Consider the following 25,591-nt stretch of genomic DNA (forward strand, 5'->3'; position numbering starts at 1 on the left):
GATGTGGCCGCCAATGTCCGCATCGGGTAAGCTGCGCCGCAGCGCCGGTTCCTGTGACCAACGGCGGCTCTGGGCCGCTCTTGCAAGCGGCCCGTCTGGTTAGATTTCAATGGCTTCTTCAATGGTGAGCGCGTCTTCCAATTCGACGCCAAGGTATCGGACGGTACTGTCCATCTTCGTGCGCCCCAGCGATAGTTGGACTGCTCTCAGATTTCCGGTCTTATTGTAGAAGGCTTTGGCGGCGAACGGTCCGGGCCTCGTCTCGCGGGTGGTCCTACAGGATGCCAGTGTGTCTCTTGAGGACTGCCGGCGTGCAGCCTAGCTTGAACGCTGGCGCCTGCAGGATGCAAATTTGCATCCCGGGATGCCCGTCGCGGCGCGCAAAACCGCTTGCGGCATCGCAGCGGGAAATGCCCGCGTCCTGATGTTGGCAGCGCGTTGGTAATCCCTCGCAAATCTGCTCGCGGGCAGCAGCGAGGCTTCAGGACAATTGCGCATCAAGGAACCAGATACATCCGGCCGTCATGAGGTCGTCCTGCGGCGAGTGCGTGGGTTACACGACAGTCTCCGGGGCAAACCGGTCCTGCGTCTCAATGCGACGATGCGGTCCGCTCTTGTACAGAGGATTTTGCCCGATCTTGAGAGGGCTTTGATCGATGTTGCCGTGCCACATATGCAGGTCAGGATGGTCAGCGGCAGCTTCGGCAAGTCGATGCTGTGTCCCGCGCCCGGCCTTGCGCCAGAGGAAGCCGCGCGGCGCGCCAATCGTCTGCAGGAATGCGTGGATTATGTTCGGTGGCACGCGCGCCGGGTTTTTCCGGGCCGCGTGCTCCTAGTGACCTACAAGTCGATCGAAGCGGCGTTTGCGGATATTCCGAACGTCGAGGTGGCGCATTTCAACGCAGTGGCGACGCTCGACTGCTATGATGATATCGCCCTACTGATCAGCATCGGTCAGCCCCTGCCTCCCGGCCAAGAGCTGGACGCTCTCACCGGGACCTATTTTGACCACGTCCCGAAGGGTCGTTACAGGCGTGAGCACAGCGGTATCCGGATGTCGTCGGGCCAGACGTGTGGTCTCAGGCTCTTGCGCCACGACGATCAGTACGCCGAGACGCTCCGGACGGCCATTTGCGACGACGAACTGATCCAGGTGGTTGGCGAGGACGGGGCGTGAACCGCACGGCCGATAATCTGCCGGAGGTTATTCGTAACTACGAGGCTGAGCTATCCGAATTGGGCTACGAGACGCTCGTATGGCTGCGGCAAGGATGAATGCGGGCCGGCCAGCGCGATGTCGCAATATCTATACCCACGTGATACTCAGCTGAAAACGCTTGGTCGGGTGAGCGCGGCTGCGTTCAGCCTGCCGCGGGACGATCACCGCTATCTGCTTGCGACAAATCCGGAAAAGGGCCGCAAGGTGTCGATCTACGCGGCCTTCGAAACGTTCGACCATTTTCCGGAATTGTTCCAGAAAACGCTGGTCCTGATGGACGCGATCGAGGGTGAGGCGCTGAACCGCCGGATGGAATTTGTTTCGGCCGAAGACATGGCGCTCAGTCTTGGAACAGATGGGCGCGTATCCCTGTATGGGGTGCATTTCGCCTATGATTCCGACGCGCTGACGGCTGAGTCAGACCCGCCCCTGGAGGAGATCGCAAAGTTTCTGGCCGCCGAGCTGGACACGCAGGTTTTCGTTGTCGGCTACACCTATATGACAGGGAGCTATGACTATGACATCGACCTGTCGCAACGCCGGGCGGCGTCGGTCGTGAAGGCTCTGACGGACGATATGGAGTTTCAGAGCGGCGGCTTGAGCCGGCGGGCGTCGGTCCCTTGGCACCGGTGGCCGAGAACCTGACCGAGGAAGGGCGCACACTGAACCGCCGAGTCGAACTGGTGCGGAGATAAATCGATGAATCGCTTGGCGACGGTGTTGACCCTGCTTATAGCTCTGCCTGCAATGAGCAAACCTATGACCGGCGAGCCTATGCCGTTGCATGTGAAGTGCTGCGGGCCATCAACACTGCCACAACATTGGGTCCCGGCACCACCTATGTGCCCGGAGTTCTAAAGGAAAGCGAGAGTGTTCGATTGAGCCTGTGTTCGGCTGACACACCTGATCTGTCCGCGCGCATGACGCTGATGGTGCGCGAGAACCTGGTCGCGAATGTGGCGGATGCTGCGACCCTGCGCGCCCGAATGGTGGGCGAGTTTCGCACCACCATCGGTCAAGGTGCAGTGATCGAGGAACTTCAGATCGGCGACACGGCCATCTGGGTCGGGGAAATCGGTCAGTTAACAGTATGGCACCGGGCGGGGCGGGTGATGCTTATCTTCAGTCCGACGCCGATGCAGGACCGGGCTGCCGCCGAAGCCGCCGCGCAAAAGGGCCTGACAACCTTTCTGTGACCGGGGTGTCGCGCGGCCACGCCCGGAAACTCTTTGTTTGGTGGGCGGCGCGCCATGAGGCATCATCAGAGCAGACCCAAGGGATTCATGCGCCCCACTCATCTCTCAGGAGGTTGCTCGATGCGCCTGTTCGGAATGATATTCATGCTGTTGAGCGTCGCGCCGCCAGTGGTCGCACAGGAGGACGATCCGCCCTGCGATGAACTATGGTTCGCCCGGAATCTGTTGTTCGATCGCGCCGGTTATTGCTTTGACTCGACGTTGGGGCAGGCGGTCTTTGACAACGCCGACTGCACCACCGCCACACCGGCCCTGGACGCGCGCGCGGCCGCCAACGTGGCGCGGCTCCGCGCGGCGGAAACCGCCTATGGCTGCGCAATCGACACCCGTCGCACGCGCCTCCGCGATCAGAAATATCTCGCCGTTTACCACGACCTGCAGGATCTGCCCGTGGTCGAACTCTACCCCGGCGGGTGCATCGGCTATAGAGGCGCGCCGATTCCACTGCACAGCGGCGCCAGCGACTCAGCGCTGGTGATCGGCACGGCTGCGCCCGGTCAGTCGCTGGGGATTTCCTATCAAGATTTTGGTGACTGGACCTTCGTCGCGGTCCACCCCCGCGATACCGGCCTGCCCGTAATGGCTTACGGATGGGCGCGGCTTGGCCCCGATCAGCTGATTTGCGACGTCTATCCCGGATAAGGGGCCGTGGTCGGCGGCTACAGTAGCTTACGCGCGTAGAATTTCAGGGGCAGGCTCCGCGCCGTCGGTGCGGGGCGCCTGTTTACTCAGACATCAGTGGCGGCCTCGGCAAGTGCGGATAGCTGACAGGGGTGCGCGCGACGGTTAATCCGAGCATCACCCGTCAAACGCGCGAAAATGGGGAAAATTGCCGCTTTTCAGGTATGCTTGTTCTGCAGATGTTGAACGACGGCCGAGAAGGTGATTGCGGTGAGGGTGGCGGCCGAAAGCCTCGATCACCTGTTTCACGTCACGGGCCTGCTTGACCAGCGACCGATAAATCGGCCGCAGTTGCACTGGGGCTTCTGCCGCGATCTCTTCGCGAAGCCCAATGAGAAGATCGAGGCGTTCAAGGTGATCCGGCCCCTCGCAATGGCCAAGTGGCAGGCAATGGACAACCTTGAACCACGGTGTGGGCAATGCAACGTAGTGGCCGTTCGACAATCCCTCCATCGTCAGGGCCAGGGCCATCTGATCCTGCGCGAACGCGCGGGCGCTGCCTGCCCAGACCGAGCGTGAGAACTGATCGAGCAGGATGATGAGCGCAAGCCTGCCCTTGGGATCAGTGGTCCAAGGCCCGAAATGCCCTGCGGCCGCTTCTGCCGTGAGGTCCGTGAAGCGCCGGATTACCTCATCATGTGCGCCGCCGCGCATCCTCCAGAACCAGTGGCCCTTATGGGTGTCGGCGTCGACCCCAAGTGAGCGACCTTCCGGAAACCAGAAATCGAGAACCCTCCGCCATGTCTCGTCGTCGGATCTTTCGGTCAGTTCCATGCCTCCTCGGGCACCATTCTCTCTTGCTCCGGCCAGCAATGCAAATGGTAACCATCACGCCTATCGGCGGGCGCGACGCCACAAGAGACGGTTTCCCCATTGATGCCAGTTTCCCCAAAGCTTGTCGCGCAGCCCGTGCGACAGCAGTTACTGGCAACCGGAGGGCCGAGCGTGATAGCAGGGCCTTGCGTTCCTGTTCCAGCATCCGGGTAGATATTGTGAAAAAGCTGTTCGCTGCAGATCGAACGATGGTGTTGACGGTCCTGACGGTCCTAGGGATGCTCATGGCGGTTCTCGCTCTATGGCCACTGCAGGGCATCGCGGCCGAACGCACTTCTCTGGTCGGTTTGGTGCTTGTGTATATGGCCGGGGGGATGCCTGCGGCGTGGCGGGCGCTTGTGGCGCTGTGGAAAGACCGCGTTCTCGATATTGATTTGCTGATGGTTGTCGCGGCCATTGCGGCTGCGGCCGTGGGCGCGCCCTTCGAAGGTGCGGTACTGCTTACGCTGTTCAGCGTTTCGACAACTCTGGAGGATCGCGCACTTGGGCGGGCGCGACGGGCGGTAGAGGCCTTGATGGCGCTGCGTCCCGAAACCGCTTTGCGAAAATCGCCCGATGGCACCGTTGCGGAAATTCCGGTCGCAGACCTGAAGGTGAACGACATTTTCGTTCTGCGGCCGGGCGCGCGCGTGCCCACCGACGGGGTAATCACCACCGGCCGCGGCGCGCTAGACGAGGCCAATATCACCGGCGAATCCATGCCTGTCACCAAGCAGCAGGGCGCAAAAGTGTTCGAGGCAACCGTCAACCTTGATGGCGTGCTGGAAGCGTTCGTCACGAAAACGGTCGAAGAAAGCACTGTCGCGCGCATGATCGCCTTGGTGACCGAAGCGCAGGCGGCAAAGGCACCGTCCGAACGCTTCAGCGAATGGTTCGGACAGCGGTATACGATTGCGGTTCTGCTGGGCGCGATCCTCGCCTTCGCTGTTTTCAACTGGCTTGAGCACGACTGGCAGGAGGCGCTCTATCGCGCCGCTGTCTTGCTGGTGGCGGCAAGCCCCTGCGCAATCGTGATTTCGGTTCCCGCCGCAATCCTGTCTGCACTCTCGGCTGCGGCACGGGGGGGCGTTTTGTTCAAGGGTGGGGCGGCACTTGAAACGCTCGCGGTGGTCGATACCTTTGCCTTCGACAAGACCGGCACGCTGACAACCGGCAAGGCGTCGGTCACCAAGGTCATTGCCCTTGATGGCAATGAGCAGGAATTTCTATCCCTTCTAGCCGGACTCGAAGCCAATTCGGAACACCACAGCGGCGCGGCTATCCGGCAGGAAGCGGCCAATCGCGGCATCCAACCCGCCCAAGTGGAGAATGTCGTTGCGCTGCCCAGCGAGGGTATCACCGGTGACAACGCCGGCGGCACACTGTGGGCAGGCAATCCGCGCATGGCGGCGCGGATGGGGGCCGAGATCGTGCATACTTCCTTGAAGACGCTGGCCGAAGACACCCAGACGGTCATCTACTTTGGGCAGGATTCCAGGCTTCTCGGTGCCGTCAGCATCGCGGATCAGGTCCGCCCAAGCTCCAGATCTGGACTTGCGGCGCTTCGGGAAGGCGGCGTCACAAAAATCTTCATGATGACCGGCGATCGCCAGCCAGTCGCACTTCGGATCGGCAGCGAACTTGGCTTCCAGCCGGACGAAATTCACGCCGACATGCTCGCCGAGGACAAGGTCGGCATGGTCGGCGAGTTTGCAGCCAAGGGCAGGGTCGCTTTCGTCGGAGACGGTGTTAACGACGCGGCCGCGCTCGCGCGTGCCGATGTGGGGATCGCAATGGGCGCAGCGGGTTCGGAAGTCGCGCTTCAGGCTGCTGACGTCGCGCTTTTGTCAGAAAATATGGGGCAGCTTGCGGAGGCACATAGACTGGCGCGCCGGACCGCCACGATCATCCGCCAGAACCTGATCTTTGCCATGGGCGCCATGGCCGTGCTTGTCATGGCCGGGCTGTTCTTTGATCTGCCCTTGCCTTTGGCAGTGATCGGCCATGAAGGGGGCACGGTTCTGGTGGTGCTCAATGGCCTGCGATTGCTACGCGCACCCCGTCGGAATGGTGGAACGAAAATGCCTGACAGGGCGGGGGTGTCCGCCGCTTGAAGGTTGAGCAGGCGCTACCAGCAACAAATTTCCTGCGTTATGATGAAAAACAATGGCGTCGTCGGTGGAGAAGGTTCGACGGGGGTCCCGTTTCCTCCGCCAGCCACCCAAGTCTTTGAAATTATATTTTTTATGGCGTCTTTAGCGCTTATTTTTCGGCAACTAGTGCCGCCAATTCCTATACAGCGACGACATGGTGAGACACATATCGCGCGTTTGCGGCTGGCGTCTCTGCCGGGTGCATTTCGGGGTTCGGTTTGGAGGGAGTTTCCCTGCTGGCCGGGAATTTGCAGGGAATTTCTTCTAGATTTTACATGTCTCGCGCTGTTCGGTCGGTATTACATGAGTATTTTCATGCTTTTAGTAGCAAATTCCCTGAGCGTCGGAGCAAGGCATTTGCAGGGAATTCCCCCTGCCAACAAGACTGAGATTTCGGTGCGACAAGCACAGAACGATGGGTCGGAATTACCGTCCGAACATGCGCTCTTGCATGGCCCAATCCAGCGGGATGGGTTGGCGCATCATCCGTTTCAATGTGATGTCTGGCGACGGGGTGCCGTCGCGGATGGCCATCTGTAGCGTTGGTGACAGGAAGGCAAGTTGACCGCGGGTCCGGACTAACAAGTTGACCGCGGTTCCGGACTAAGGCGTCGTGATACGCGTCGTCGCGGGCGATGGTTGTGAGCGGCGTGCTATCACGCAGCGCGCGCGCCAAGGCGCCGCTAACTCCCAACCAAACTGTCCAGTTTGCACCGGGAAACTGACCCTTTTTGTGCCGGGATTGACAACTGGCTGTTGGCGCGGTTCCAATCGACAACGAGAATGGTGAGTTAGCGGACCGTCTCGGCTGGCGAGAAGTTGGGCTGCCCAATGCTTCGCATTTCGTATTTAGTGATGGACGATGTAAGCAAGTTCAAACGTTTTTGTACAACGATGACGAACAGTTGGGCGAGTTCCTTGAGCTATCGCATGCCCCACCCCTCAGCGGTTCCGATGAGCGAGAGCAATCTCTTATCAAATTACCCTGTTTAGACCTATAGACGCTGACGTCAGACAGTTGCGGAAATCCAGGTCCGGGCCGCGATCCTCAATCGCTTCACAGCGCTTGGCATATCAGAAACTGTCGCGACAATATGGATCTGATCAGGGTAAGGGGAAGTCTGGTCTTAACCCGATTTGTGCAACAAAGCCGCGTCTACCGTATGACCAGCACAGGAATGGGCGTCGTCACCAACACTTCCGATGTCTGACTTCCGAGCAACATCCGTTGCACTCCCCGCCGCCCATGTGACGACATCACGATTAAATCGCATCCACTCAACTTGGCGGTCCGGACAATGGCTTCGGCGGGGGAGCGGTCAAGCTCATGTGTCAGGTCCACCTTGAGTCCGTGTTCCCGTGCGCGGTCTTCTATAAACGCAAAGCGTTCTTTCATCAGACTATCAAGCTGTTGATCATAGCGAATGGCAGCATTTTCTACACCCGCCAATTGCGCCGCTCGTGCCATTTCTGGATGCAAAGGTTCTGACACAGTCAAGATCGTAACTTTCGCACCAATCGACTGGGCAAGCGCCAAACCATGCTCAAGCCCCTTGAGGGCAAGTTCGGATCCGTCAGTTGCAATGAGAATATGTTTGTACATGTGTTTTCCCTTTTAGAACTTAAATCGCGGTTCCCAGCGCATCCGCAACGCTTCAGGCATCTTGGTCCCGATACCGTGATAGGGCAATAGGGTTGAATGTCGCATAAAGCTAACCCGGTATACGTCAGAATGGTCACTGGGCAGTGTCGGAGGAACTTTCTTGTCCCTTAGGGTCGCGCCGTCCAACGCCGCCGTATGACAAAACCTTACCCGTTCTGCTATTTCAGAACGTCGCCCGAGATCGTCCGCCTGGCCGTGATGATGTATGATCGGTTCCCATTATCGCTGCGAAACGTCGAAGACCTTCTGCACGGGCGTGGCATCGATATTCGTCATGAGACGTTACGGTTTTGGTGCAACCGCTTTGGCCCGATGTTTGCTGCTGAAATCCGGCGCAAGCGGGTAGATCGAATGCGGTAGGGGACCCGTTGAAAGTGGCACTTGGACGAAGTGTTCGCGAAGATCGACGGCGATCAACACCATCTTTGGCTTGCCGTCTGTTATGGAGGGGACCCGAGCTAAGCTCTTACTTCGTGCACGCTCGATGGCAGAACATGGGTCGCGGAGCTATTTCGAGTTTTCTCTTAGCGGGGCAGCAATCGCGGAAACCAGCGATCAGATCGGGTTACCATCGTTTTGAACGCTACCTTTCCCGTCCGGTGAAACTACGGGCGCAAAGAGGTTCTGGACGACCTGACCTGCAGACTGATGCTTCTTACCGGCAGCATCAGCGTGGATCAGGTATGCGGATGCGGCCCCAACCGGTTATGCAGGCGGGCATCGTGGGTCTTGAAGTGATCGCCGAACCACGCTTCCAAAGTTGTCGCCAACCGCTCCGCGGTCTTGTCCGGTGATGTCTCATCGCTGTCCATGATGTCGCGCAACTCGTCCAGGAGCCGTTCGTGGTGCTCCTTGTGCTGGTCGCGCTGGTCGTAGCCATGAGCTTTCATCTGCTGCTCTTCGAGGGCGAAATGCGCCGTGATGGCGCGCAGAAGATCGCCAAAGCTGTCTTGGATATCGGCCTCTGGCTCGTTATCGAGGATGGCTGACGCGGTCTGATTGACGAGGTCGATCAGCTCCTGATGCTCATGATCCACCGACGGATTGCCGACGCTGTATTCTGTTTTCCATTCAATCGGTGCCATGTTGGCCTCCTTTTCTATCATTCGAAGATAAATCCGCTGTCCTTGCGGAAGTCGATCACGAAGCTTTGGCCGGGGTGCAGCTCGACCTTACGCGTCGCCTCATAGCCGAAGGCGTCGGACGCCGGGTTGTCGCGCATCCTCACCGTCAGATCATGCGTGCCCGCAGGCAGCAGCAGGCGCTCATAGAGGCGTGACGGACCGCTTCCGGCAAGACCCGAAGGGGCGGTTTGCGCTGCATAGAACGGCGCGCCGTCGACCTCGAGTTCAACATAGATCGGCGGACGCCTGCGATCACAGATTTGCGGCGCCCGCATGTTGGGCGGCAGCTTGGCCAATTCTTCCGGCGTCCTGTCGCGGCAACTGGCGCTGCGGTCGCCGCTATGGGTGAAGCTGAGGCGCAACAGGGCCATGTTCTCCGGCGCATTTCGCCAGGAAGGAGATGCAGACATCCATGCGACGCCAAGGCCAAGCGCGAGCGTCACGATGCCGCCCATTGCCAGATGGTGCAGGCGCCCCTTCATTTCGCGTCCTCCCCAACTGCCGCATCTGGGGCTGCCTCGGGTTCGTTCGGCTCAAGCCTGCGCTTGCCTTGCATCGGCTCCAGCGCCGCCACCCTTTCGGCGAAGGCGCGAATGTCACCCGCAAGGCGCGCTCGCTCGCTTGGACCGGCCCAGAGCGTCAGCAACCGCTCGCGCGGGACGCGTTCACGCAGCTGGGGATCGCGGGTTCTGGCGATGCGGTCCTCCGTCCATTTGGCCCCGACACGATTATAGCACTCGCGTTCGGCGCAACCGGCGATGCAGACGCCATCGGCCAGATCGCGGCTGAGGATGAAATCAAACAGCGAGGGCGGCGCCATGGCCACGCAGGGCAGGATCACGCTGCCTTTTTCGGGCATATTGGCCGCGCCGTGTTCACAGGCGATGGTCATCACTCGGCCTTGCCCGGTAAGATCGGCAGCGGCGGCGATGACCTCGTCGCGCAGCTGCCTCAATGGGCGGCCGGGCAGGTCAATTCCGGTGATCAGCGGGCCGGAGCGGCGGAATGGCGTGGACGAGGGGCAGGACCCCATGCAGATGCCGCAGGCAACGCAGCGGTCTGGGTCTACCAATGCCTCTTGCGGGAAGGGGGCGCCATCGCTGCGCGGCACCATGGTAATGGCAGTATAGGGGCAATCGGCCTCGCAGCGGGTGCAGCCGTTGCAGAACTCGAGGAACACCTGTGCCGCCTCGGCCTCCTTGCGTGGCGGCAGCCAGGGCAATCCAAACATCAGAACCGTGAACAGCAGCGCGCCGGTCCAGATCACCGGGGGCGGCATCAGGTCAATCACCGGATAGAGCCCGAGAATGAACCAGTCGAGCCCGACTTTGGCCGGAAATGTGGCCAAGTCCGCAGGCCCCTGCAAGACCGCTGGCATGGCGAAGGAGACAATGACGAGGGACGCCAATGTCAGCAGGCTCAGGCCGCGCGGCGGCATGGTGCGCGCCGCGGTGATGCGCTGGATATGGATCCACATCATCAGCAAAAGCAGTAGCGGAATAGCGATGTGCAAAAACACCATCAGCGTAAAGAAGCGCCCCGACAGGCTTGCCGGGGTCAGGAAATTGCGCGCGATCGGCTCGGCAAAGAACGGCAGAGCGTCGAGCAGTTCGGTGGTGGTCAGCGCCACGTATTGCGCCAACTCGTCCCAGACCAGCCAATATCCGGTGATGCCGGACATGTAGACAAACCATATCACAGGCACCCCGGTGATCCACGAGAACCAGCGCCGCCCGCGATAACGGTCAAAGGCCCATTCCCGCACCAGGTGGATCAGCATGAGGAGCACCAGGAAATCCGACGCATATCGGTGCAGGCTGCGGGCCAGCCCGGCATGCAGCCAATGCGTCTCGCTCAGCCATTTGACCGACTGGTAGGCATTGACCACGCCGGTGTCGAAGAAGATGAACAGATAGACGCCGGTGGCGGTGACGATCCAGAACATGAACCAGCCCAGCGGCCCCAGATTGGCAAGTGGGTTCCAGTCGGGTCCAAACAGCCTGTCCAGAGGACGCTCAACCCGATCAAAACCACGCTTCAGCGCGGCCCGCATTCCCATCACCTTGCCACTTCGTCTGCTGTCGGGGTTGATGGGTGCAGCACGCCATGCGGTCGCATGCCTCGCCGCCGTTCAAGCCAGAGCCGCACGATGATCAGGCCGGTCAGTAGCAGCGAGACAGCGCCGAAGAAGATACCGAACAAGATGCCATAATCGAACCGGTAGGCGCGGGTCAGTGGGTTGTAGACGGTGCAAAGGAAGGTCAGCCGCGACCACAAATCTGTGGGCGCAATCGATACCGTCGCGCGGCCAAGCACCAGCTCCTTGAGCGGGGCCATGAACACCGGCAGCGGGAAGTCTTCGCCGTAAAGCTGGCGATAGACGCGCCCGCCCGCGTCAAGGATCGTTGTCTGGCTGGGATGATCGAACCCGCCGGCGGCGTCGCGCCAACTGAAGCCCAGATCACGCAGCAGCGACTCTGTGGTATCGGGGTCGGCGCTGGCCAGATACCAGTCGTCCAGCCGGTTGAGTCGGTGTGATATTGCAAATGCGCGCAGCTGCGCCGGTTTGTCGCCGCTGGCGTCAAAGCCGAAGGTCAGAACCGCGAAGCTGCCGTCGCCCAGAACCCGGCGCGCCTCGCTCACCGCGTCGTGCAGGTGATCTGTGATCACCGGGCAGATCGAACTGCAGCTGGTATAGACCAGCGAAATGACCAGCGGGCGACCGCGCAGGTCAGCCATCGCCAGCGGGGCACCATTTTTGTCATGCAGGACATATGCCCCCACTTCGCGGCCGATCACGCTCTGGCTGATCTCATAGACCTGCTTCGCATCCAGAACCTCGGGGGGTTGGCCTTGCGTTTGCGCCTGCACCGGACAAACCAGCGCCAGAATCCATAGCAGGGGAAGTGAGCGGCTCAAAATGCCCATCGCGAAGCCTCGTCCAGTACGACGCCGATTGACAGAAGGGCAAATTGCGCCAGCGATGTACGGAAAGTGCGCATCGCTGGCCCCCTTGAGGGATCGTACATCAGGCGCCAAGCCGCCAAAAGAAACGGGGCTCCGCCCGCCACTGCGAAGAGGCCATAGATCCAGCCCATTCCGAACCACAGCGGCACCAGCGACAGCGCAAACAGCGCAGCGACGTGGCTGAATATTACTGGCGCCCAGACATTGGGCTTTGACACGACCGGCAGCATCGGGATGTTCGCGCGTCGATAATCCTCGCTGCGGGCGACAGCAAGGCTCCAGAAATGCGGCGGCGTCCAAAGAAGCAGAACCGTCGCCAGAATTGCCGGAACCGGGCCGATGACGGGGCCAAATTGCGGTGCCGCGGCCGCCGCGCCGGCCAGCACCGCGAAACTGCCCGCCGCGCCGCCAATTACGACGTTCCAGACTGTGCGGGTCTTTAGCCAGACGGTATAGATCACGCCGTAGGTGAGCGCACCGAGAAAGACGAGGACCGTGGCCAGCGTGCCGCCGACCGACCACGCCATCAGCAGCGCCCCGATCAGCAGCGCCAGCAGAGTCACCGGCCAGATTGGCCCGGCCTTCAGAACACCGCTGGCAAATGGCCGGTTTCGGGTGCGCGCCATCATGCGGTCGCTGTCGCGCTCGTAATATTGGTTGAACCCTCCGGCCGCACCAGATGCCCCGAGAACGGCGAGCGCAAATACCAGCGCCTCAAGCGTGCCAAGCTCGCCGCCTCCCGTCATCACCCCGACAAGTGCAGCGAGGGCAATGAAAAAACCGATCCGCAGTTTGAGTATCGAGACAGTCATGTTCAGGGCGGCAAGCATGGCTCTGTCCTTTCGTCCTAGTTGAACAGCCAAAGGTCTGAGAGGTACTTCCAGTTCACGAAGTAGTAGAGAACGAACGTGAAGAAGAAGATGGTGACCAGCATGACCGTGCCGGGGATCTTGAGCGAGGCTTCGCTGCCATATTCCGACACCGCCTGAGCGCCCCCGTCATGCAGCGGAAACACCAGCTTGGCGCCGGGCTGATCAAGGCGCGGCCCGCCTAGGATCGACGCAACGACGAGCACGATGAACAGCAGCCCGCCTGCGGCCGCGAGGATTGCGGACATACCGTTGAGGCCCATCATCAGATAGGCGGCAGGCGCGAATTCATAGGGATGCGCCGCATCCACCAGTGAGATGTCCCAGTGACGGCGCGGCACCCCCAGCGTGCCCGCACCCATCATGAAGAGCGATATCCCGCCGGCGCCGATGCCAAAGAGATAGGGCTGCCATTTCGCCAGCGTTGGCCAGATGATGTCACGCTGGAATATCAGCGGCACCACCAGATATGTCATCGCCATGAAGGCCAGTGTCGTGCCCGCAACCACGGTGGCGTGGAAATGACCCGGCACATAGATGGTATTGTGCATCAGCACGTTAAGCTGCTCGGTGCCCAGAATCACGCCGGTAATGCCGCCGAGAAAGCCGAACATCACCAGGCTCATGAACATCCCCGAGAACGCCGGATTGCCCCAAGGCGCTTTGGTCAACCATTCGAACATCCCGCGGGTATAGCCGTTGCGGCGCTGCGCCGCCTCAATAGCACCCGGCACAGTCAGCCCGTGGATCATCGAGGCCATCACGGCCAGATACATCATGTAGCTGGTGTTGATGATCTTCCACGACGAACTCATCCCCGGTTCGGCCAGAAGGTGGTGGGCCGAGGCGAGCTGCAGGAACAGGATATACATCAGGAAGGCAAAGCGGCTGACCTTCTCGGACAGCGGCTTGGCCCCGACGACCATCGCCGCGATCGCGTACCAGATCGCGATATGGGCGGCGACGTTGATCTGCTGGCTGGAATGGCCCATGCCCCACCACACCAATTTATACATCAGCGTGTCGATGCCCGAGATCAGCCCGAGCGACCACAGCCATGTCGGCACCAGGATGATCGCGCCGCAAGCCAGCGTGAACACCGCGATGATCGCAGCGGTAATGGCTCCGAATGTTACCAGCGGCACGGAGCCTTCATAGGTCTTTTCGTCCTTGGCCACGACAAGCGTGCCGAAGAAGACAAAGACCCCGATCAGCGCCCCCACCGCGAAAACGATCAGCGACAAATAGAACCAATGCTCGGCCATCATCGGCGGATAGGAGGTGAACATCACCGTCGAGTCGCCGTTCAGCACGGCGTAATTGGCCATCACCGCACCGATGATCATCAGCCCGAAGCCCAGCCATGCCCATCGCGGCGTTGCCAGCCGCGAGCCGAGCAGCACCGTCGCGGCGAAGTAGAGCACTGCGATCTCGAAGAAGATGATCCAGAACAGCAGCACATTGGCACCGTGCCCGGTCAGCACCAGATAAAACCATTCGGCAGGCAGAAGCTGCACCGCAGGCCAGCGCGTCAGCGCGACCATCAGGCCGAAGAACCCGCCAACCGCCAGAAAGACGACCGCCGCGACGGCATTGGCGCGGATCAGCAGTTCGGCGCTGCGCTCGATGCGGCGCCCGGTGAACGGGCAGGTGCGATACCTGACGTCCGGGCCGGCATATCCGATTGCTCCGTGATCAATGGTAGTCATGTCCCAGGTCCCCCGCTTATTCGACGACGCGGATTATGCCGGTCATCATGTGATGGCCGATGCCGCAGTATTCGTTGCAGACGACGCCGTAATCGCCCGTTTCAGTCGGGGTCAGCGTCAGGATGTGTTCATAGCCCGGATGCACCGAGATATTGATGTTGACGGGCTGGAGCGAAAAGCCGTGCTGCCAGTCAGCCGATGACAGGTGAAACCGATAGCTCTGGTCCTTCTTCAGCTCCAGCGCCGGCCACCATTCCCAGAGCCGCCCCAGCATATAGACATCGCCGCCCGCCGGCGGGCTGACCACGGGGACGCCGTCGATCTCGACCGGCTCGCCGGAGGCGTCCAGTAGTTGGTATTCATCGGCGAATGCCTCGACCTTTTCGACGAATGTGTCGGGATTGATGCGATAGGTTTCCGTGGACAGGTTCTGATTGCCGATGAAGTGCCAGGCAATCATGAAAAAGAACATGAACAGCCCCCACAGAAAGGCGATTATGATCCACGCCAGCTCGATACCGTGGATCGGCTCCTTCCACCAAAGGCGGTTGCTCGGAGGGTTGATGGACATGGCACAACCTTTCAAGATGGTTTGCGATCAGTTGGCGATCGGAACGGAGGCGACTTCCATCACACCCCAGATAATGTAGAGCACCGTCGGCATCGTGACGCCGATGAATAAAAGCAGAAATGGGTTGTCCAAAATGCGCTGCATGGCCGGGATCGGCTCAACTGGCTGCGGTGCAGCGGCGGGATTGGTGTCGTCGTTCTTTTCCATGTGTATCACCCCTGAGTGACAAGGCAGTAATGCCGCGTCCCGCTCGGTGAGCTTGCACCTTTACGGTGCGCACAGACCTGCGGTCTGTGATCGGGTAAAAGGGATAACCGGCGAGTGTATTACCAGATGGGCAGGGCATCATGTGCCAAACCCGCTGCCAGCAAATCCAGACTACAGGGCCACTTGAAAACGATAATTGAAATTAACTTGGGGCGACATGACCTAAATCAACGACGGTTTGCTGAAATCTTGTTTTGCACACCGGCTCTGGACGTCGTTGCGATCCGCGAATCACCAGAGCGTTCATCACCGGATCGCTGGACAGAACCGCCCATTTCCGCCGATAAGCAGTTCGAAATATGTGCCCAGTCTGAGGTGGAATTGGTCGGGGGGTGTCCGTACTACGTGCCCACTTGGGATCCAAAATACTGTCCTGCACACAATGGTCCGGTTCAAGGAAGCTGCACTGCAGCGAGGCGACGACTTGCCTAAGGGGCGCGTTGAGCGGTTCATGATATTCTTGGCCCGATGACTGGCCGAAATGCTCGGCCTGATTCCTCCAACCTACCGAAAACGGCTCCATTAACCCGGTCAACGAGATCTCCAGCCCCTGCTGGCCACCTATGATCGCCTCAATGATATCGGGTGCAAGCAGCGTGAGCCGCAGAACGCGCGTCATGTAGGAAGGTGCGATCCCTCGCGCTCGGCCAGCTCGGCGATGGTCGATAAGTTGCCAGATTCCAGCATCCGCTTCCAGCGAAAGGCTCGGGCCAGCGCCTTGACCAACGTGTTGCCCATCTTGCTGTGCCCAGATGCCCCGTCCAGCGTCTGCATCTCCTTGTGGCCGCCACGCTTCACGAGGCGGAATGGGATATGCACTGTCACGGTTTCAGGCATCGGCTTCGCGCGGGTCATGCGGCTGCCCCGGGATCGGCCATCATTTCTCGCGCCAGTCCGGTCAGCCAGTCCATGCGGAGGTGAACATTCAGGCCATCGGTGCCGATGTCGATCCGCTCGACCAGCAGTGTCGCGATACGCGCCTGCTCGGCGGGGAAGAGTTCATCCCACAGCGGATCAAGACGGGTCAGTGCATCACGGGCGCCGGCCTCGGTGATCCCGCCATCCTTGGCGCGCGCCGCTGTCCACGTGCCCGCGACGATCTCGGGTTGGTGGAACACGGCGCGGCGTTGGTCGATGACGGCGGATTCGATCTCACCTGCGGGGACGCGTCCGACAGGGCAAGACCCGGCACCATGCTTGAGCACCGTCTGGCTGACATAGTAGCGGTAGAGCTTGCCGCCCTTGCGGGCGCGGGTCGGTGAGAAGGCGGCGCCATCGGGGCCGCAGAGTAGACCCTTGGGCAGTGCGGACGTGTCGGGACGGGTGCGGGCCGCTCGTTTACGGGGGCTTTAGGTCAGAATGGCGTGGACCTTGTTCCAGACGTCGCGTTCGATGATGTCATCGTGTTCGCCGGGATAGCTGTTCCCCTCGTGAACCGCCTCACCGATGTAGGCGCGGTTGTTCAAAGGCCGATATAGGAATTTCTTTTAGATACTGTTGCCACGGCTTGTCCGTAATTCCCGCGCCAGTTCCGGAGCTGCAAATTGGAGATCCGGAGGCGTCGTCACCTTGCAGGCGCTGCGCTCCAAGTTTCGATACAGCGTCGCTACGCTGTCCTTCGAGCAAGAGGATATTAATGTGGATTGCTTCAACGCGGGCGATCCGGATTTGCGAGCAGGCGTCGCTCGAGCATTTTCGCTGCTTTTTTCGACGTCGCGTATTCAAAGCTTCCACCATCGGCGCGGTTGCACCCCCTGGTCGGCGCGCACACGCACACCGGTCGGCTGGAGGTCAATATCCTGATGGTGCGGGCCATCAGCCGGTTTGTGCAACAGAGTCGAATTCTGGTGCCACATCGTGCTTGCCCAATGGCAACGGATCCCAACCTTCTCTTGTTTTTTCGATACCGTTGTCGGTCGATCCGCCATATCCCACCGGCAACGCGATCTTGCCCCTGATCAGCTGTGGTCTTCTTCCAGCACTTTTCGCGCGGCGCGAAAACATTCCAGAGCCTGCGGCACGCCGCAATAGATGTCGATGACGTGGACGATCGCGCGGATCTCATCGAGGCTGACGCCGTTGTTGAGCGCACCGCGGCAGTGGATCTCCCATTCGTGCATCTCGCCCAATGCGCCGATTATGGTGAGGTTCAGCATCTAGCGGGTCTTGAGCGCGATCACGTCGTCGCCCCAGCCGAACCCCCAGCACCAGGCGGTCATCGCCTCCTGAAAGGGGCGGGTGAAATCATCGGCGGTGGCCAGGTTTTTCTCGACATATTCTGCGCACAGCGTCGCCTCGCGTTGCTCAAACCCCTTTAGGACAGGTTTTCGTCAAATGTATCTATCGTCACAGGTCCTTGTTGCCTGCGCCGCCAGCATCCACCGCCGCGCGCATCCATTGTTGCAATGTCTGCACCGAATGTTCGGAGTTCAGCCCGCAGGCCGGGTCCAGAACCAGCGGGCCGGGTTTGTAGCCGCGGCTTTGCAGGCCGCGATAAACGCTTTCGACAAGGTGGATATCCTCTTCCACGGTGGTCGCGCGGTCCTGAATCGCCAGGCGCCGGATCACCTCGCTGTCCTCGCCCCCGGGCGTGAACCAGCCGCGCCAGACCGTGCATTGATCGACGTCGTGGGCGCGCCAGTGATAGGTGTTCAGCACGTTGCCCGGATAGATCTGGAACGAGAACATCGGCCAGAGGTAAAAGCTGCGATACTCGCCCGCATGCGGTCTGGACAGGTCGATGTCATAGCTCATCGCGTCCAGCGACTGACATTCGGTGGTGTGGCGCAGCACATAGCCCTGCTCGGAGGGTTGGATGTCATAGGTGTCGGGCTTGATGACGCCGGTTGAAAAGGTCGGGTGGTTAAGTGAGCAGTGGTAGCATTCCGAGTAATTCTCAATCGAGACCTTCCAGTTGCACTGCTCGGGTATCTCGACCCATTCCAGCGGCTCTAGGATGTCGATATCGGGCACGTATTCGCCCAGTTCAGTACGTACATCGGGATACCAGTCGTCCATCGGCGCTGCATCTTCGTCAAGATTGACGAAGATGAAGCCATGAAAGCTTTCGGTGCGCACCGAAGTCAGGCAGATCTTGGAGCGGTCGAATCCCGGAACGGATTTGATATTGGGACCGGCGCGCAGTTCGCCCGTCATCTCGTAGGTCCAAGCATGGTAGGGGCAGACGACGACACGCGTGGTGCCTGAGCCGCTGACCAACTGATGTGCCCGGTGCTGGCAGACATTGTAGAACGTCCTCAGCACGTTATCGCGGCCTCGGATGCAGAACAGGCTTTCACCGGCCAGCTCGAAACTGAAATAATCGCCCGCGCCGCGCACCTGGCTTTCATGGCCGGCAAACTGCCATGTGCGGGCCAGCAGGCCCTTGCGTTCCTGCGCGAAAATCGCGGGGTCGGTGTAGTAACGCGCCTCCAGTGAGTGGACCGGGGCGGGGGTGTCATGAACGGTCATGTCTGCCAATCCTTGTCCTCGACATAGATACCCAGTGCCTGCCGCTGCGCGTGATAGGCGTCGATTGAGGTCACCACATCCTCGCCGGCCTCGGCAATGATGAACGCGATCAGCACCTCGAAGAACGCGGTCAGCGCGATCGTCGAGATGAAGAATTGCGGCGTGTCCGTCGGCACAACAAAACGGTGCTGCGCGTCGGCCATGATGGGGCAGGCAAGGCTGTCGGATATGGCGATGACAGGCACGCCCTGCGCGCGCGCCACGGCGACAGCCTCGACGATTTCGCGCCGGTAGGGGCGGAAGGTCATGGCGATCAGGATATCGCCGGCGTCTGCGCGCGCAATGCCATCGACCGGCAATGTGCCGCCCTGGGGCAGGGCGCGCACGCCGTCGATGGCCATTCCGGCGAGGTAGGCAAAGTTGCGGGCCACCGCATTGTTCACCCCGACGCCCAGCACATAACAGCGCCGCGCGGCGACGATGTCCTTTGCGGCGACCTCGATCAGGTGATGATCGGTTGAGGCGAAAAAGCTGACGATGTTGTCGATGGCCGATTCCGCAGAGGCGGCATAAAGCGCGCCGATCTCGCCACGCTGCGCCAGCGATTGCAGCCAGCGGGCGCGGTCGGGATAGGTCTCGCGGCCCTGGCGGATCTCGTCGCGGAACACTTCGCGAAACGCCTCATAGCTATCCATGCCCAAGCTGCGGGACAAACGTACCAAGGTGTTCGGTTTGACCTCCGCCTTGGTGGCCAGCTGCCGGATTGAATTGACGCCGATCTCATACGGGTTTTCCAGTAGGAAATTGGCCAGTTTCGCCAGCTCTGGCGTCAGATCAGCGCGCGCAGACTGCAGCGTTTCGAGAAGCTCGGCAGAGGTTGCGGGATTTGGTACGTTTGTTTGCTTCATGATTGACGAGGCTACATTTGTCTTTTACGCATGTCTACAGGAAACATTTGTTCGAAAGGGATGCAACGCATGATTCCATCGCATGCAAGGGTCGTTATCATCGGCGGTGGTATCATGGGCTGCGGCCTTGCCTATCATCTTGCGCATGAAGGCTGGAGCGACGTGGTGCTGCTGGAAAAGGCCGAACTGACGAGCGGCTCCACCTGGCATGCGGCGGGGCAAATCACCCATTCGACCTCCAGCTTCGCGCTGGGCAAATGCGTCGGCTACAATATCGACCTTTATTCCAAAGTGCTGGAGGAAGAGACCGGACAATCGGTCACCTGGCATGGCTGCGGGTCACTACGGTTGGCCTATACCGAGGACGAGATGGACTGGCTGTACCAGACGATCTCGGTCGGCAAGGGTCTGGGGTTTCCGATGGAAATGGTCGGGCCGGACCGCATCCACGAATTGCATCCCTTCTACAATCTGGACGGCGTCAAGGCCGCGCTGCATACGCCTGATGATGGCCATGTCGATCCGGCGGGGGCTGCCTTTGCGCTGGCCAAGGGCGCGCGGCAACTGGGAGTGAAGATCATCCGCCAATGCCGCGCCACCAATGTGACGCAGGCCGAGAGCGGCGAGTGGCTGGTGGAAACCGAGCAGGGCAATATCACCTGCGAGCATGTGGTCAACGCCGGTGGAACATACGCGCGGCAGATGGCGCTGTGGTCCGGCTATGACCTTCCCGCAACGTCTATGACGCATCATTATCTGATCACCGACACGGTCCCGGAATTTCAGAATTTGGACAAGGAACTGCCGGTCGTACGCGATGACCGGCTGGTGTCGGGCTACATAAGGATGGAGCAGAAATCGGGCCTGATCGGTATCTATGAGAAGGTCAACCCCAATACGGTCTGGGAGGATCACTGCCCGTGGGATGCCGAGCATGAGCTGTTTGAGCCTGATTACGACCGCATCATGCCATGGCTGGAGAACGCAATGGGCCGGATGCCGGTGCTGGCGGAACTGGGCATCAAGCGCGCCGTGCACGGCGCTATCAGCCATCCGCCGGACGGCAATCCGCTGATCGGTCCGGCCCCCGGCTTGCGCAATTACTGGTGCTGCTGCGGCACGCAGATCGGCGTCGGCTGGGGGCCGGGCCTGACCCGCGAGCTGGCCCGCTGGATGGTGCATGGGGCCGCCGATATCAGCATGCGCGAATTCGACCCGCGCCGGTTTGGCCCCTATGCCGATCAGAAATTCCAGATCACCAAGGCCAAGGAAGATTACCTTCTGCGCCACGAAATTCCGTTCCCGCATTTCAACCGGCTGGACGGGCGCCCGGTAAAGCCCTCACCGCTTTATGACGACCTCAAGGCCGAGGGCGCAGTGTTCGAGGAGGTGTTCGGCCACGAGCGCCCGCGCTGGTTCGCGCCGAAAGGCATGGAGGCCAAGGACATCTACGGATTCCGTCGCACTGCCCTGCACGACATCGTCGGCGCCGAGGTGCGCGGCGTCCGCGAGCGGGCGGGGATCATGGATATCTCGGCCTTCTCCAAGTTCGAGGTGTCTGGCCCGGATGCGGCAAGTTTCCTTGATGGGCTGGTGGCGAACCGCCTGCCATCTGTGCCGGGGCGCATCGCGCTGTCCCATCTGCTAAGCGAGAATGGCCGGATCGAGCTGGAAATGACCATTGTCCGGCTGGCCGAGGACCGGTTCTATTTGGTCTGCGCCGCTTTCTTCGAGCGGCGGCTGCTCGACTACCTGACCTTTGCGCAGCGAGGCGAGAGCATCACCATCACCAATCGCTCGACCGAATGGGGTGCGTTCACGCTCAATGGGCCGCGCGCGCGCGCGATACTGTCCACCTGCACTGATGCGGACCTCACAAACGCCTGTTTCAAATGGATGAACGCGCAGGAAATCACCGTTGGCGGGCACAAGCTCTGGGCATTTCGCATGTCCTACGCAGGCGAGCTGGGCTGGGAATTCCATGGACCACGCGAAGCGATCCTGGGCGCGTTCCGCGCGGTCAAGGCGGCGGGCAAGGCGCATGGCCTCGCCAATTACGGCTCCTTCGCGATGAACGCGATGCGGATGGAAAAGGGCTTCAAGGGCGCGGGTGAGTTGACCAACGAGGTGACGCTGCCCGAGGCCGATGTGATGCGGTTCGTGCGCATGGACAAGGCGTTTCACGGCAAGCAAGCGACCGAGGCGGCGCTGGCCGAGCCGCTGCGCTGGGTCTGCACCTACCTCGAAATCGACGGCAACGGAAAATCCGATGGCAATGGCGGCGAGGCGGTCCTGTCGAACGGCGCGCAGGTCGGCACGGTCAGTTCCATCGCCTTCGGCCACGGCGTCGGCAAGCTGCTGGCTTTCGCTTATGTTAGGGCGGACTATGCCGCACCGGACTCTGCCCTTGAGGTGGTCATCATGGGCACGCCGCGCGCCGCGAAAATCCTGACCGCCCCGGCCTATGATTCCGAAAGTCTGCTGCCCCGCACCGATGCACGCGAGGTCGCCGCACAATGACCCAGACAATGAAAGCAATGGTGCTGACAGGGCATGGGGGCCTCGATAAATATGTCTGGCACGAGAATTGGCCGAAGCCCGAGCCCGGCCCGATGGAGGCACTGATCCGTGTCGGCGCCTGCGGTCTGAACAATACCGACGTGAACACGCGTTCGGGCTGGTATTCCAAGACGGTCAGCGAGGCAACCACCGGCGGCGCTTACGCGGCAGTGGCCGAGGACGACCCGACATGGGGCGGCGCGCCAATCACCTTCCCGCGCATTCAGGGCGCGGATGCGGTGGGCGAGGTCGTCGCGGTGGGCGACGGCGCGGACACTGCGCTGATCGGCAAACGCGTCATGACCAACGGCTGGCTGCGCGACTGGTCCGACCCGGACAACATGGAAAAAGTCGGCTATTTTGGCTCGGAAATTGACGGCGGCTTTGCCGAATTTACTAAGACCGACGTGCGCAACATGGCGGTGGTGACGTCCGATCTGAGCGACGCAGAACTTGCAACATTCTCGTGCTCGTATTCGACCGCAGAAGGCATGCTGTCGCGCGCGATTGTCACCGCCGCTGATACCGTTCTCGTGCCCGGCGCATCGGGCGGGGTCGGCGGCGCGCTGGTCCAGCTTGCCAAGCTTCGCGGCGCACGGGTGATCGCGATGGCAGCCGAGGCGAAACATGGCGAGGTGGCCCGGCTGGGCCCCGATCTCATCCTGCCGCGCGCGCCCGAGAATTTGCGCAAGGCCTCGGGCGACGAAAAGGTGACCGTCGTGGCCGATATTGTCGGGGGGCCGTATTGGCCGACGCTGATCGAAATCTTGGAGCGCGGTGGGCGCTATACCTGCTCGGGAGCGATTGCCGGGCCGATGGTGACGCTCGATCTGCGCACATTCTACTTGCGCGACCTGACATTCACTGGCTCGACAATCATCCCGCGCGGCGTTTTCAACAATGTCGTGCGTTACATTGAACGCGGTTATATCAAGCCGGTTCTCGCCGCCACCTATCCACTTTGCGAACTTCGCGAGGCGCAGCAGGCGTTCATCGAAAAGCAGCACACCGGCAACATCGTGGTGGTGCCGTGAAAATCACCCGCATCACCGTCTGGGCGCTGGATCTGCCGCTGACGCAGCCCTACTGGCTGTCGGGTGGGCGGCTGAAATTCGAGCGTCTCGACAGCACGTATCTGCGGATCGACACCGATGCGGGCGTCAGCGGCTGGGGCGAGGGCTGTCCCTGGGGCACCACCTATCTGCCCGCGCACGGGCCGGGTATCCGCGCCGGGATCGCCACACTTGCGCCTGCCATCCTGGGCCGCGATCCGTGTAGCCTGCGCGCGCTGAATGATGCGATGGATATGCAGCTGCCCGGCCATCTTTATGTAAAATCCGCTATCGACATGGCCTGCTGGGATATTCTGGGGCAGGTTGCGGGCCTGCCGCTATGGCAGCTTTTCGGCGGGGACCATGCTGCGCCGGTGGCGGTCAATTCCTCTATTTCGACCGGCACCCCGGATCAGATGATCGCGCTGATCCGCAGCGCCAGCCGACAGGGCTATCGGGTGCATTCCGCCAAACTGGGTGGGCATGACATCGCCGCAGACATTGCCCGGATCGAGGCGATTTCAACCGCTCTGCCGACGGGCGAGAAGGTGACCTACGACATCAACCGCGCGTGGACGCCGGGCGTTGCCGTGCAGGTGCTGAACACCGCCCTTGCGCGCGACTGGGTCGAACAGCCTTGCGAGACACTGGATCAATGCGCCCATGTCGCGCGCCGCGTTGCCAACCCGATCATGCTGGATGAATGCCTGCACAGTTTTCAGGATCATCTGGACGCCTGGCGGCTGGGTGCGTGCGAAGGCGTCAAGGTCAAGCCGAACCGCGTGGGCGGCCTGACCAAGGCGCTGCAAATCCGCGATTTCGGCGTCGCGGTCGGTTGGCAGATGCATATCGAGGATCTGGGCGGCTCGGCCCTTGCCGACACCGCCGCGATCCATCTGGCAAGCGCCACGCCTGAGGCGAACCGGCTGGCCAGTTGGCTGTGCCACTATCACCTGTCGGCGGACCCGGTGCCGGGGCAGGGCGCGCGCAACGAGGGCGGTTTTGCAACGCCGCCGTCGGCGCCCGGTCTGGGTGTGGTTCCCGATCCTGCCCTGCTGGGCGATCCGGTGGCAGTATATGAGGTTTCAAAATGAAGATCACCCGTCTGACGCTTTGGGATGTGCCGCTCACAAGCCACGTCGCTTATCATATGGCGGCCGGCAAGACCTGTGACACGGCCTCATCAATCGTGCTGCGCGTTGATACCGACGAGGGCATTTCGGGCTGGGGCGAGGTGTGCCCGATCCCGCATTACCTGCCGGCTTATGCCGATGGTGTGCGCCCGGCGCTGGAATATCTTGCGCCGGTGCTGATCGGCGGCGATCCGGTCGGGCCTGAGGCGCTGATGACGCGTGCGGACGCGTTTCTGCAGGGTCACGCTTACGCCAAATCCGCGCTGGATCTGGCGCTGTGGGATATCACCGGCAAGGTCGCAAACCTGCCGCTATACGCGCTTTTGGGCGGGCGGCAGGCGGTGGATATGCCGCTCTATCATTCGATCACCTGTGTCGCGCCCGAGGAGATGGCCCGCATGGCTTGCGAGGCGCAGGCTGAGGGCATCACCCAGTTTCAGGTCAAGCTGGGCGCGGATGATGACTGGCAGGCCGATATCGCGCGCCTGCGGCTGGTGCGCGAGGTGGTGGGCGACGGGCCGCTGGTTTACGGCGATTGGAACTGCGGCGCGACGCGTTTGGATGCAACGCGGGTGGGCCGCGCAGTGGCGCATCTGGACGTGATGCTGGAACAGCCCTGCGCCACGCTGGAGGAATGTGCGGCGGTGCGCGCCGCGACAGGCCTGCCGATGAAGATCGACGAGAACGGGCATGACACTGCCTCGCTTCTGAAGGCATACGATCTGGGTTGCATGGATGCGGTAGCGTTGAAGCTGTCGAAATTCGGCGGGCTGTCCCCTATGCGCCGGGCTCGCGATCTGTGCCTGCATCTGGGCGCGAAGATGTGCATTGAGGATACTTGGGGGTCTGATGTCACGACCGGCGCGCTGCTCCACCTCGCCGCCGCCACGCCTGCGCGGATGCTTTTGAACACCTGCGATCTGTCGGGCTATGTTGGCCCGCGTCTGGATGGGGGCGCGCCTGTGCGCCGCGCCGGACGTATCGCCCCGCCCGAAGGCGTCGGTCTTGGCGTGACGCCCGATCCAGAAATTCTGGGCCAGTCCATGGCCCTCATAGATTAAAGCGTTTCGCCATATTGTTGTTGCACGACACTATGGCGAAACGCCCACGACCAATGAACGTTGCACGCGTTTCGATTGAAGTTGCGCTGCAACTTAAATGCGAAACGCTTTAGGA

General features: G+C 61.0%; 23 protein-coding genes and 4 pseudogenes. 10 read left to right on the plus strand and 17 right to left on the minus strand.

The window, feature by feature from the left end:
- Positions 1–99: 99 nt before the first annotated feature.
- Positions 100–228: pseudogene (locus U3654_RS04325) on the minus strand (integrase); the annotation flags it as partial.
- A 421-nt stretch (positions 229–649) separates the two neighbouring features.
- Between U3654_RS04325 and U3654_RS04330 the strand changes: the two are divergent.
- The 4 genes from U3654_RS04330 (at position 650) to U3654_RS04345 (ending at position 3,117) form a co-directional block, all read left to right on the plus strand.
- Positions 650–1,177, plus strand: coding sequence for a hypothetical protein (locus U3654_RS04330; protein WP_324754132.1), 528 nt, complete (start codon positions 650–652; stop codon positions 1,175–1,177).
- A 117-nt stretch (positions 1,178–1,294) separates the two neighbouring features.
- Positions 1,295–1,864, plus strand: a complete 570-nt coding sequence (locus U3654_RS04335) for an OmpA family protein (RefSeq protein ID WP_324754133.1) — start codon at positions 1,295–1,297, stop codon at positions 1,862–1,864.
- Between the two features lie 233 nt (positions 1,865–2,097).
- Positions 2,098–2,415, plus strand: a complete 318-nt coding sequence (locus U3654_RS04340; RefSeq protein ID WP_324754134.1) for a hypothetical protein — start codon at positions 2,098–2,100, stop codon at positions 2,413–2,415.
- Between the two features lie 120 nt (positions 2,416–2,535).
- Positions 2,536–3,117 (plus strand): DUF4453 domain-containing protein, encoded by a 582-nt coding sequence (locus tag U3654_RS04345; RefSeq protein WP_324754135.1) that lies wholly within the window; start codon positions 2,536–2,538, stop codon positions 3,115–3,117.
- A gap of 156 nt (positions 3,118–3,273) precedes the next feature.
- On the opposite strand, the gene U3654_RS04350 is transcribed toward U3654_RS04345, so the two are convergent.
- On the minus strand, positions 3,274–3,930 hold the full coding sequence (locus U3654_RS04350; RefSeq protein WP_324754136.1) for a DUF924 family protein: 657 nt from the start codon (positions 3,928–3,930) through the stop codon (positions 3,274–3,276).
- Between the two features lie 278 nt (positions 3,931–4,208).
- Here U3654_RS04350 and U3654_RS04355 point away from each other — a divergent pair, with 278 nt between their 5' ends.
- Positions 4,209–6,083, plus strand: coding sequence for a heavy metal translocating P-type ATPase (locus U3654_RS04355; RefSeq protein WP_416384582.1), 1,875 nt, complete (start codon positions 4,209–4,211; stop codon positions 6,081–6,083).
- 1,195 nt (positions 6,084–7,278) lie between these two features.
- On the opposite strand, the gene U3654_RS04360 is transcribed toward U3654_RS04355, so the two are convergent.
- The gene (locus U3654_RS04360; protein ID WP_324754138.1) at positions 7,279–7,725 is read right to left on the minus strand and encodes a universal stress protein; all 447 of its coding nucleotides are present in this window, start codon (positions 7,723–7,725) and stop codon (positions 7,279–7,281) included.
- Positions 7,726–7,920: 195 nt separating this feature from the next.
- Between U3654_RS04360 and U3654_RS04365 the strand changes: the two are divergent.
- Positions 7,921–8,238, plus strand: a pseudogene (locus U3654_RS04365) (IS6 family transposase); the annotation flags it as partial.
- A gap of 224 nt (positions 8,239–8,462) precedes the next feature.
- Here U3654_RS04365 and U3654_RS04370 read toward each other — a convergent pair.
- The 14 genes and pseudogenes from U3654_RS04370 to U3654_RS04435 form a co-directional block, all read right to left on the minus strand.
- Entirely contained in the window at positions 8,463–8,870 is a 408-nt protein-coding gene (locus tag U3654_RS04370) for a hemerythrin family protein (protein ID WP_324754139.1), read from the minus strand.
- A gap of 17 nt (positions 8,871–8,887) precedes the next feature.
- Positions 8,888–9,391, minus strand: a complete 504-nt coding sequence (locus U3654_RS04375; protein ID WP_324754140.1) for a hypothetical protein — start codon at positions 9,389–9,391, stop codon at positions 8,888–8,890.
- Positions 9,388–10,962 (minus strand): cytochrome b N-terminal domain-containing protein, encoded by a 1,575-nt coding sequence (locus tag U3654_RS04380; RefSeq protein WP_324754141.1) that lies wholly within the window; start codon positions 10,960–10,962, stop codon positions 9,388–9,390. Before U3654_RS04380 ends, U3654_RS04375 begins: the two co-directional genes overlap by 4 nt.
- Before the next feature lie 5 nt (positions 10,963–10,967).
- Positions 10,968–11,837: an SCO family protein gene (locus tag U3654_RS04385; RefSeq protein WP_324754142.1), complete on the minus strand. Its 870-nt coding sequence runs from the start codon at positions 11,835–11,837 to the stop codon at positions 10,968–10,970.
- Positions 11,825–12,706 (minus strand): heme o synthase, encoded by an 882-nt coding sequence (gene cyoE, locus U3654_RS04390; protein WP_324754143.1) that lies wholly within the window; start codon positions 12,704–12,706, stop codon positions 11,825–11,827. The genes U3654_RS04385 and cyoE overlap by 13 nt, the downstream gene beginning before the upstream one ends.
- Before the next feature lie 17 nt (positions 12,707–12,723).
- Positions 12,724–14,454 (minus strand): cbb3-type cytochrome c oxidase subunit I, encoded by a 1,731-nt coding sequence (locus U3654_RS04395; protein WP_324754144.1) that lies wholly within the window; start codon positions 14,452–14,454, stop codon positions 12,724–12,726.
- 16 nt (positions 14,455–14,470) lie between these two features.
- Positions 14,471–15,025 carry a hypothetical protein gene (locus tag U3654_RS04400; protein ID WP_324754145.1) on the minus strand — a complete coding sequence of 185 codons (555 nt, stop codon included), beginning with the start codon at positions 15,023–15,025 and terminating at the stop codon, positions 14,471–14,473.
- 27 nt (positions 15,026–15,052) lie between these two features.
- Positions 15,053–15,232 (minus strand): hypothetical protein, encoded by a 180-nt coding sequence (locus U3654_RS04405; protein ID WP_324754146.1) that lies wholly within the window; start codon positions 15,230–15,232, stop codon positions 15,053–15,055.
- Between the two features lie 202 nt (positions 15,233–15,434).
- On the minus strand, positions 15,435–15,911 hold the full coding sequence (locus tag U3654_RS04410) for a hypothetical protein (protein WP_324754147.1): 477 nt from the start codon (positions 15,909–15,911) through the stop codon (positions 15,435–15,437).
- Positions 15,908–16,147: a hypothetical protein gene (locus U3654_RS04415; protein ID WP_324754148.1), complete on the minus strand. Its 240-nt coding sequence runs from the start codon at positions 16,145–16,147 to the stop codon at positions 15,908–15,910. The genes U3654_RS04410 and U3654_RS04415 overlap by 4 nt, the downstream gene beginning before the upstream one ends.
- Positions 16,144–16,824 (minus strand): annotated as a pseudogene (locus tag U3654_RS04420) (recombinase zinc beta ribbon domain-containing protein); the annotation flags it as partial. The pseudogene U3654_RS04420 and the gene U3654_RS04415, both read right to left, overlap by 4 nt.
- 426 nt (positions 16,825–17,250) lie before the next feature.
- Positions 17,251–17,636: pseudogene (locus tag U3654_RS04425) on the minus strand (carboxymuconolactone decarboxylase family protein).
- A 2-nt stretch (positions 17,637–17,638) separates the two neighbouring features.
- The gene (locus U3654_RS04430; protein ID WP_324754149.1) at positions 17,639–18,763 is read right to left on the minus strand and encodes an aromatic ring-hydroxylating dioxygenase subunit alpha; all 1,125 of its coding nucleotides are present in this window, start codon (positions 18,761–18,763) and stop codon (positions 17,639–17,641) included.
- The gene (locus U3654_RS04435; protein WP_324754150.1) at positions 18,760–19,671 is read right to left on the minus strand and encodes a MurR/RpiR family transcriptional regulator; all 912 of its coding nucleotides are present in this window, start codon (positions 19,669–19,671) and stop codon (positions 18,760–18,762) included. Before U3654_RS04435 ends, U3654_RS04430 begins: the two co-directional genes overlap by 4 nt.
- A gap of 60 nt (positions 19,672–19,731) precedes the next feature.
- Between U3654_RS04435 and U3654_RS04440 the strand changes: the two genes are divergently transcribed.
- From U3654_RS04440 to U3654_RS04455, 4 genes are read left to right on the plus strand one after another with little or no spacing between them, the layout of a single operon-like run.
- The gene (locus tag U3654_RS04440; RefSeq protein WP_416384554.1) at positions 19,732–22,191 is read left to right on the plus strand and encodes an FAD-dependent oxidoreductase; all 2,460 of its coding nucleotides are present in this window, start codon (positions 19,732–19,734) and stop codon (positions 22,189–22,191) included.
- Positions 22,188–23,264, plus strand: a complete 1,077-nt coding sequence (locus tag U3654_RS04445; protein WP_324754152.1) for an alcohol dehydrogenase family protein — start codon at positions 22,188–22,190, stop codon at positions 23,262–23,264. Before U3654_RS04440 ends, U3654_RS04445 begins: the two co-directional genes overlap by 4 nt.
- Entirely contained in the window at positions 23,261–24,376 is a 1,116-nt protein-coding gene (locus U3654_RS04450; protein WP_324754153.1) for a mandelate racemase/muconate lactonizing enzyme family protein, read from the plus strand. Before U3654_RS04445 ends, U3654_RS04450 begins: the two co-directional genes overlap by 4 nt.
- Positions 24,373–25,476 carry a mandelate racemase/muconate lactonizing enzyme family protein gene (locus tag U3654_RS04455; RefSeq protein WP_324754154.1) on the plus strand — a complete coding sequence of 368 codons (1,104 nt, stop codon included), beginning with the start codon at positions 24,373–24,375 and terminating at the stop codon, positions 25,474–25,476. The genes U3654_RS04450 and U3654_RS04455 overlap by 4 nt, the downstream gene beginning before the upstream one ends.
- Positions 25,477–25,591: the final 115 nt, after the last annotated feature.

This window comes from Roseovarius sp. Pro17, assembly GCF_035599575.1.
In the GTDB taxonomy this organism is placed as follows: domain Bacteria; phylum Pseudomonadota; class Alphaproteobacteria; order Rhodobacterales; family Rhodobacteraceae; genus Roseovarius.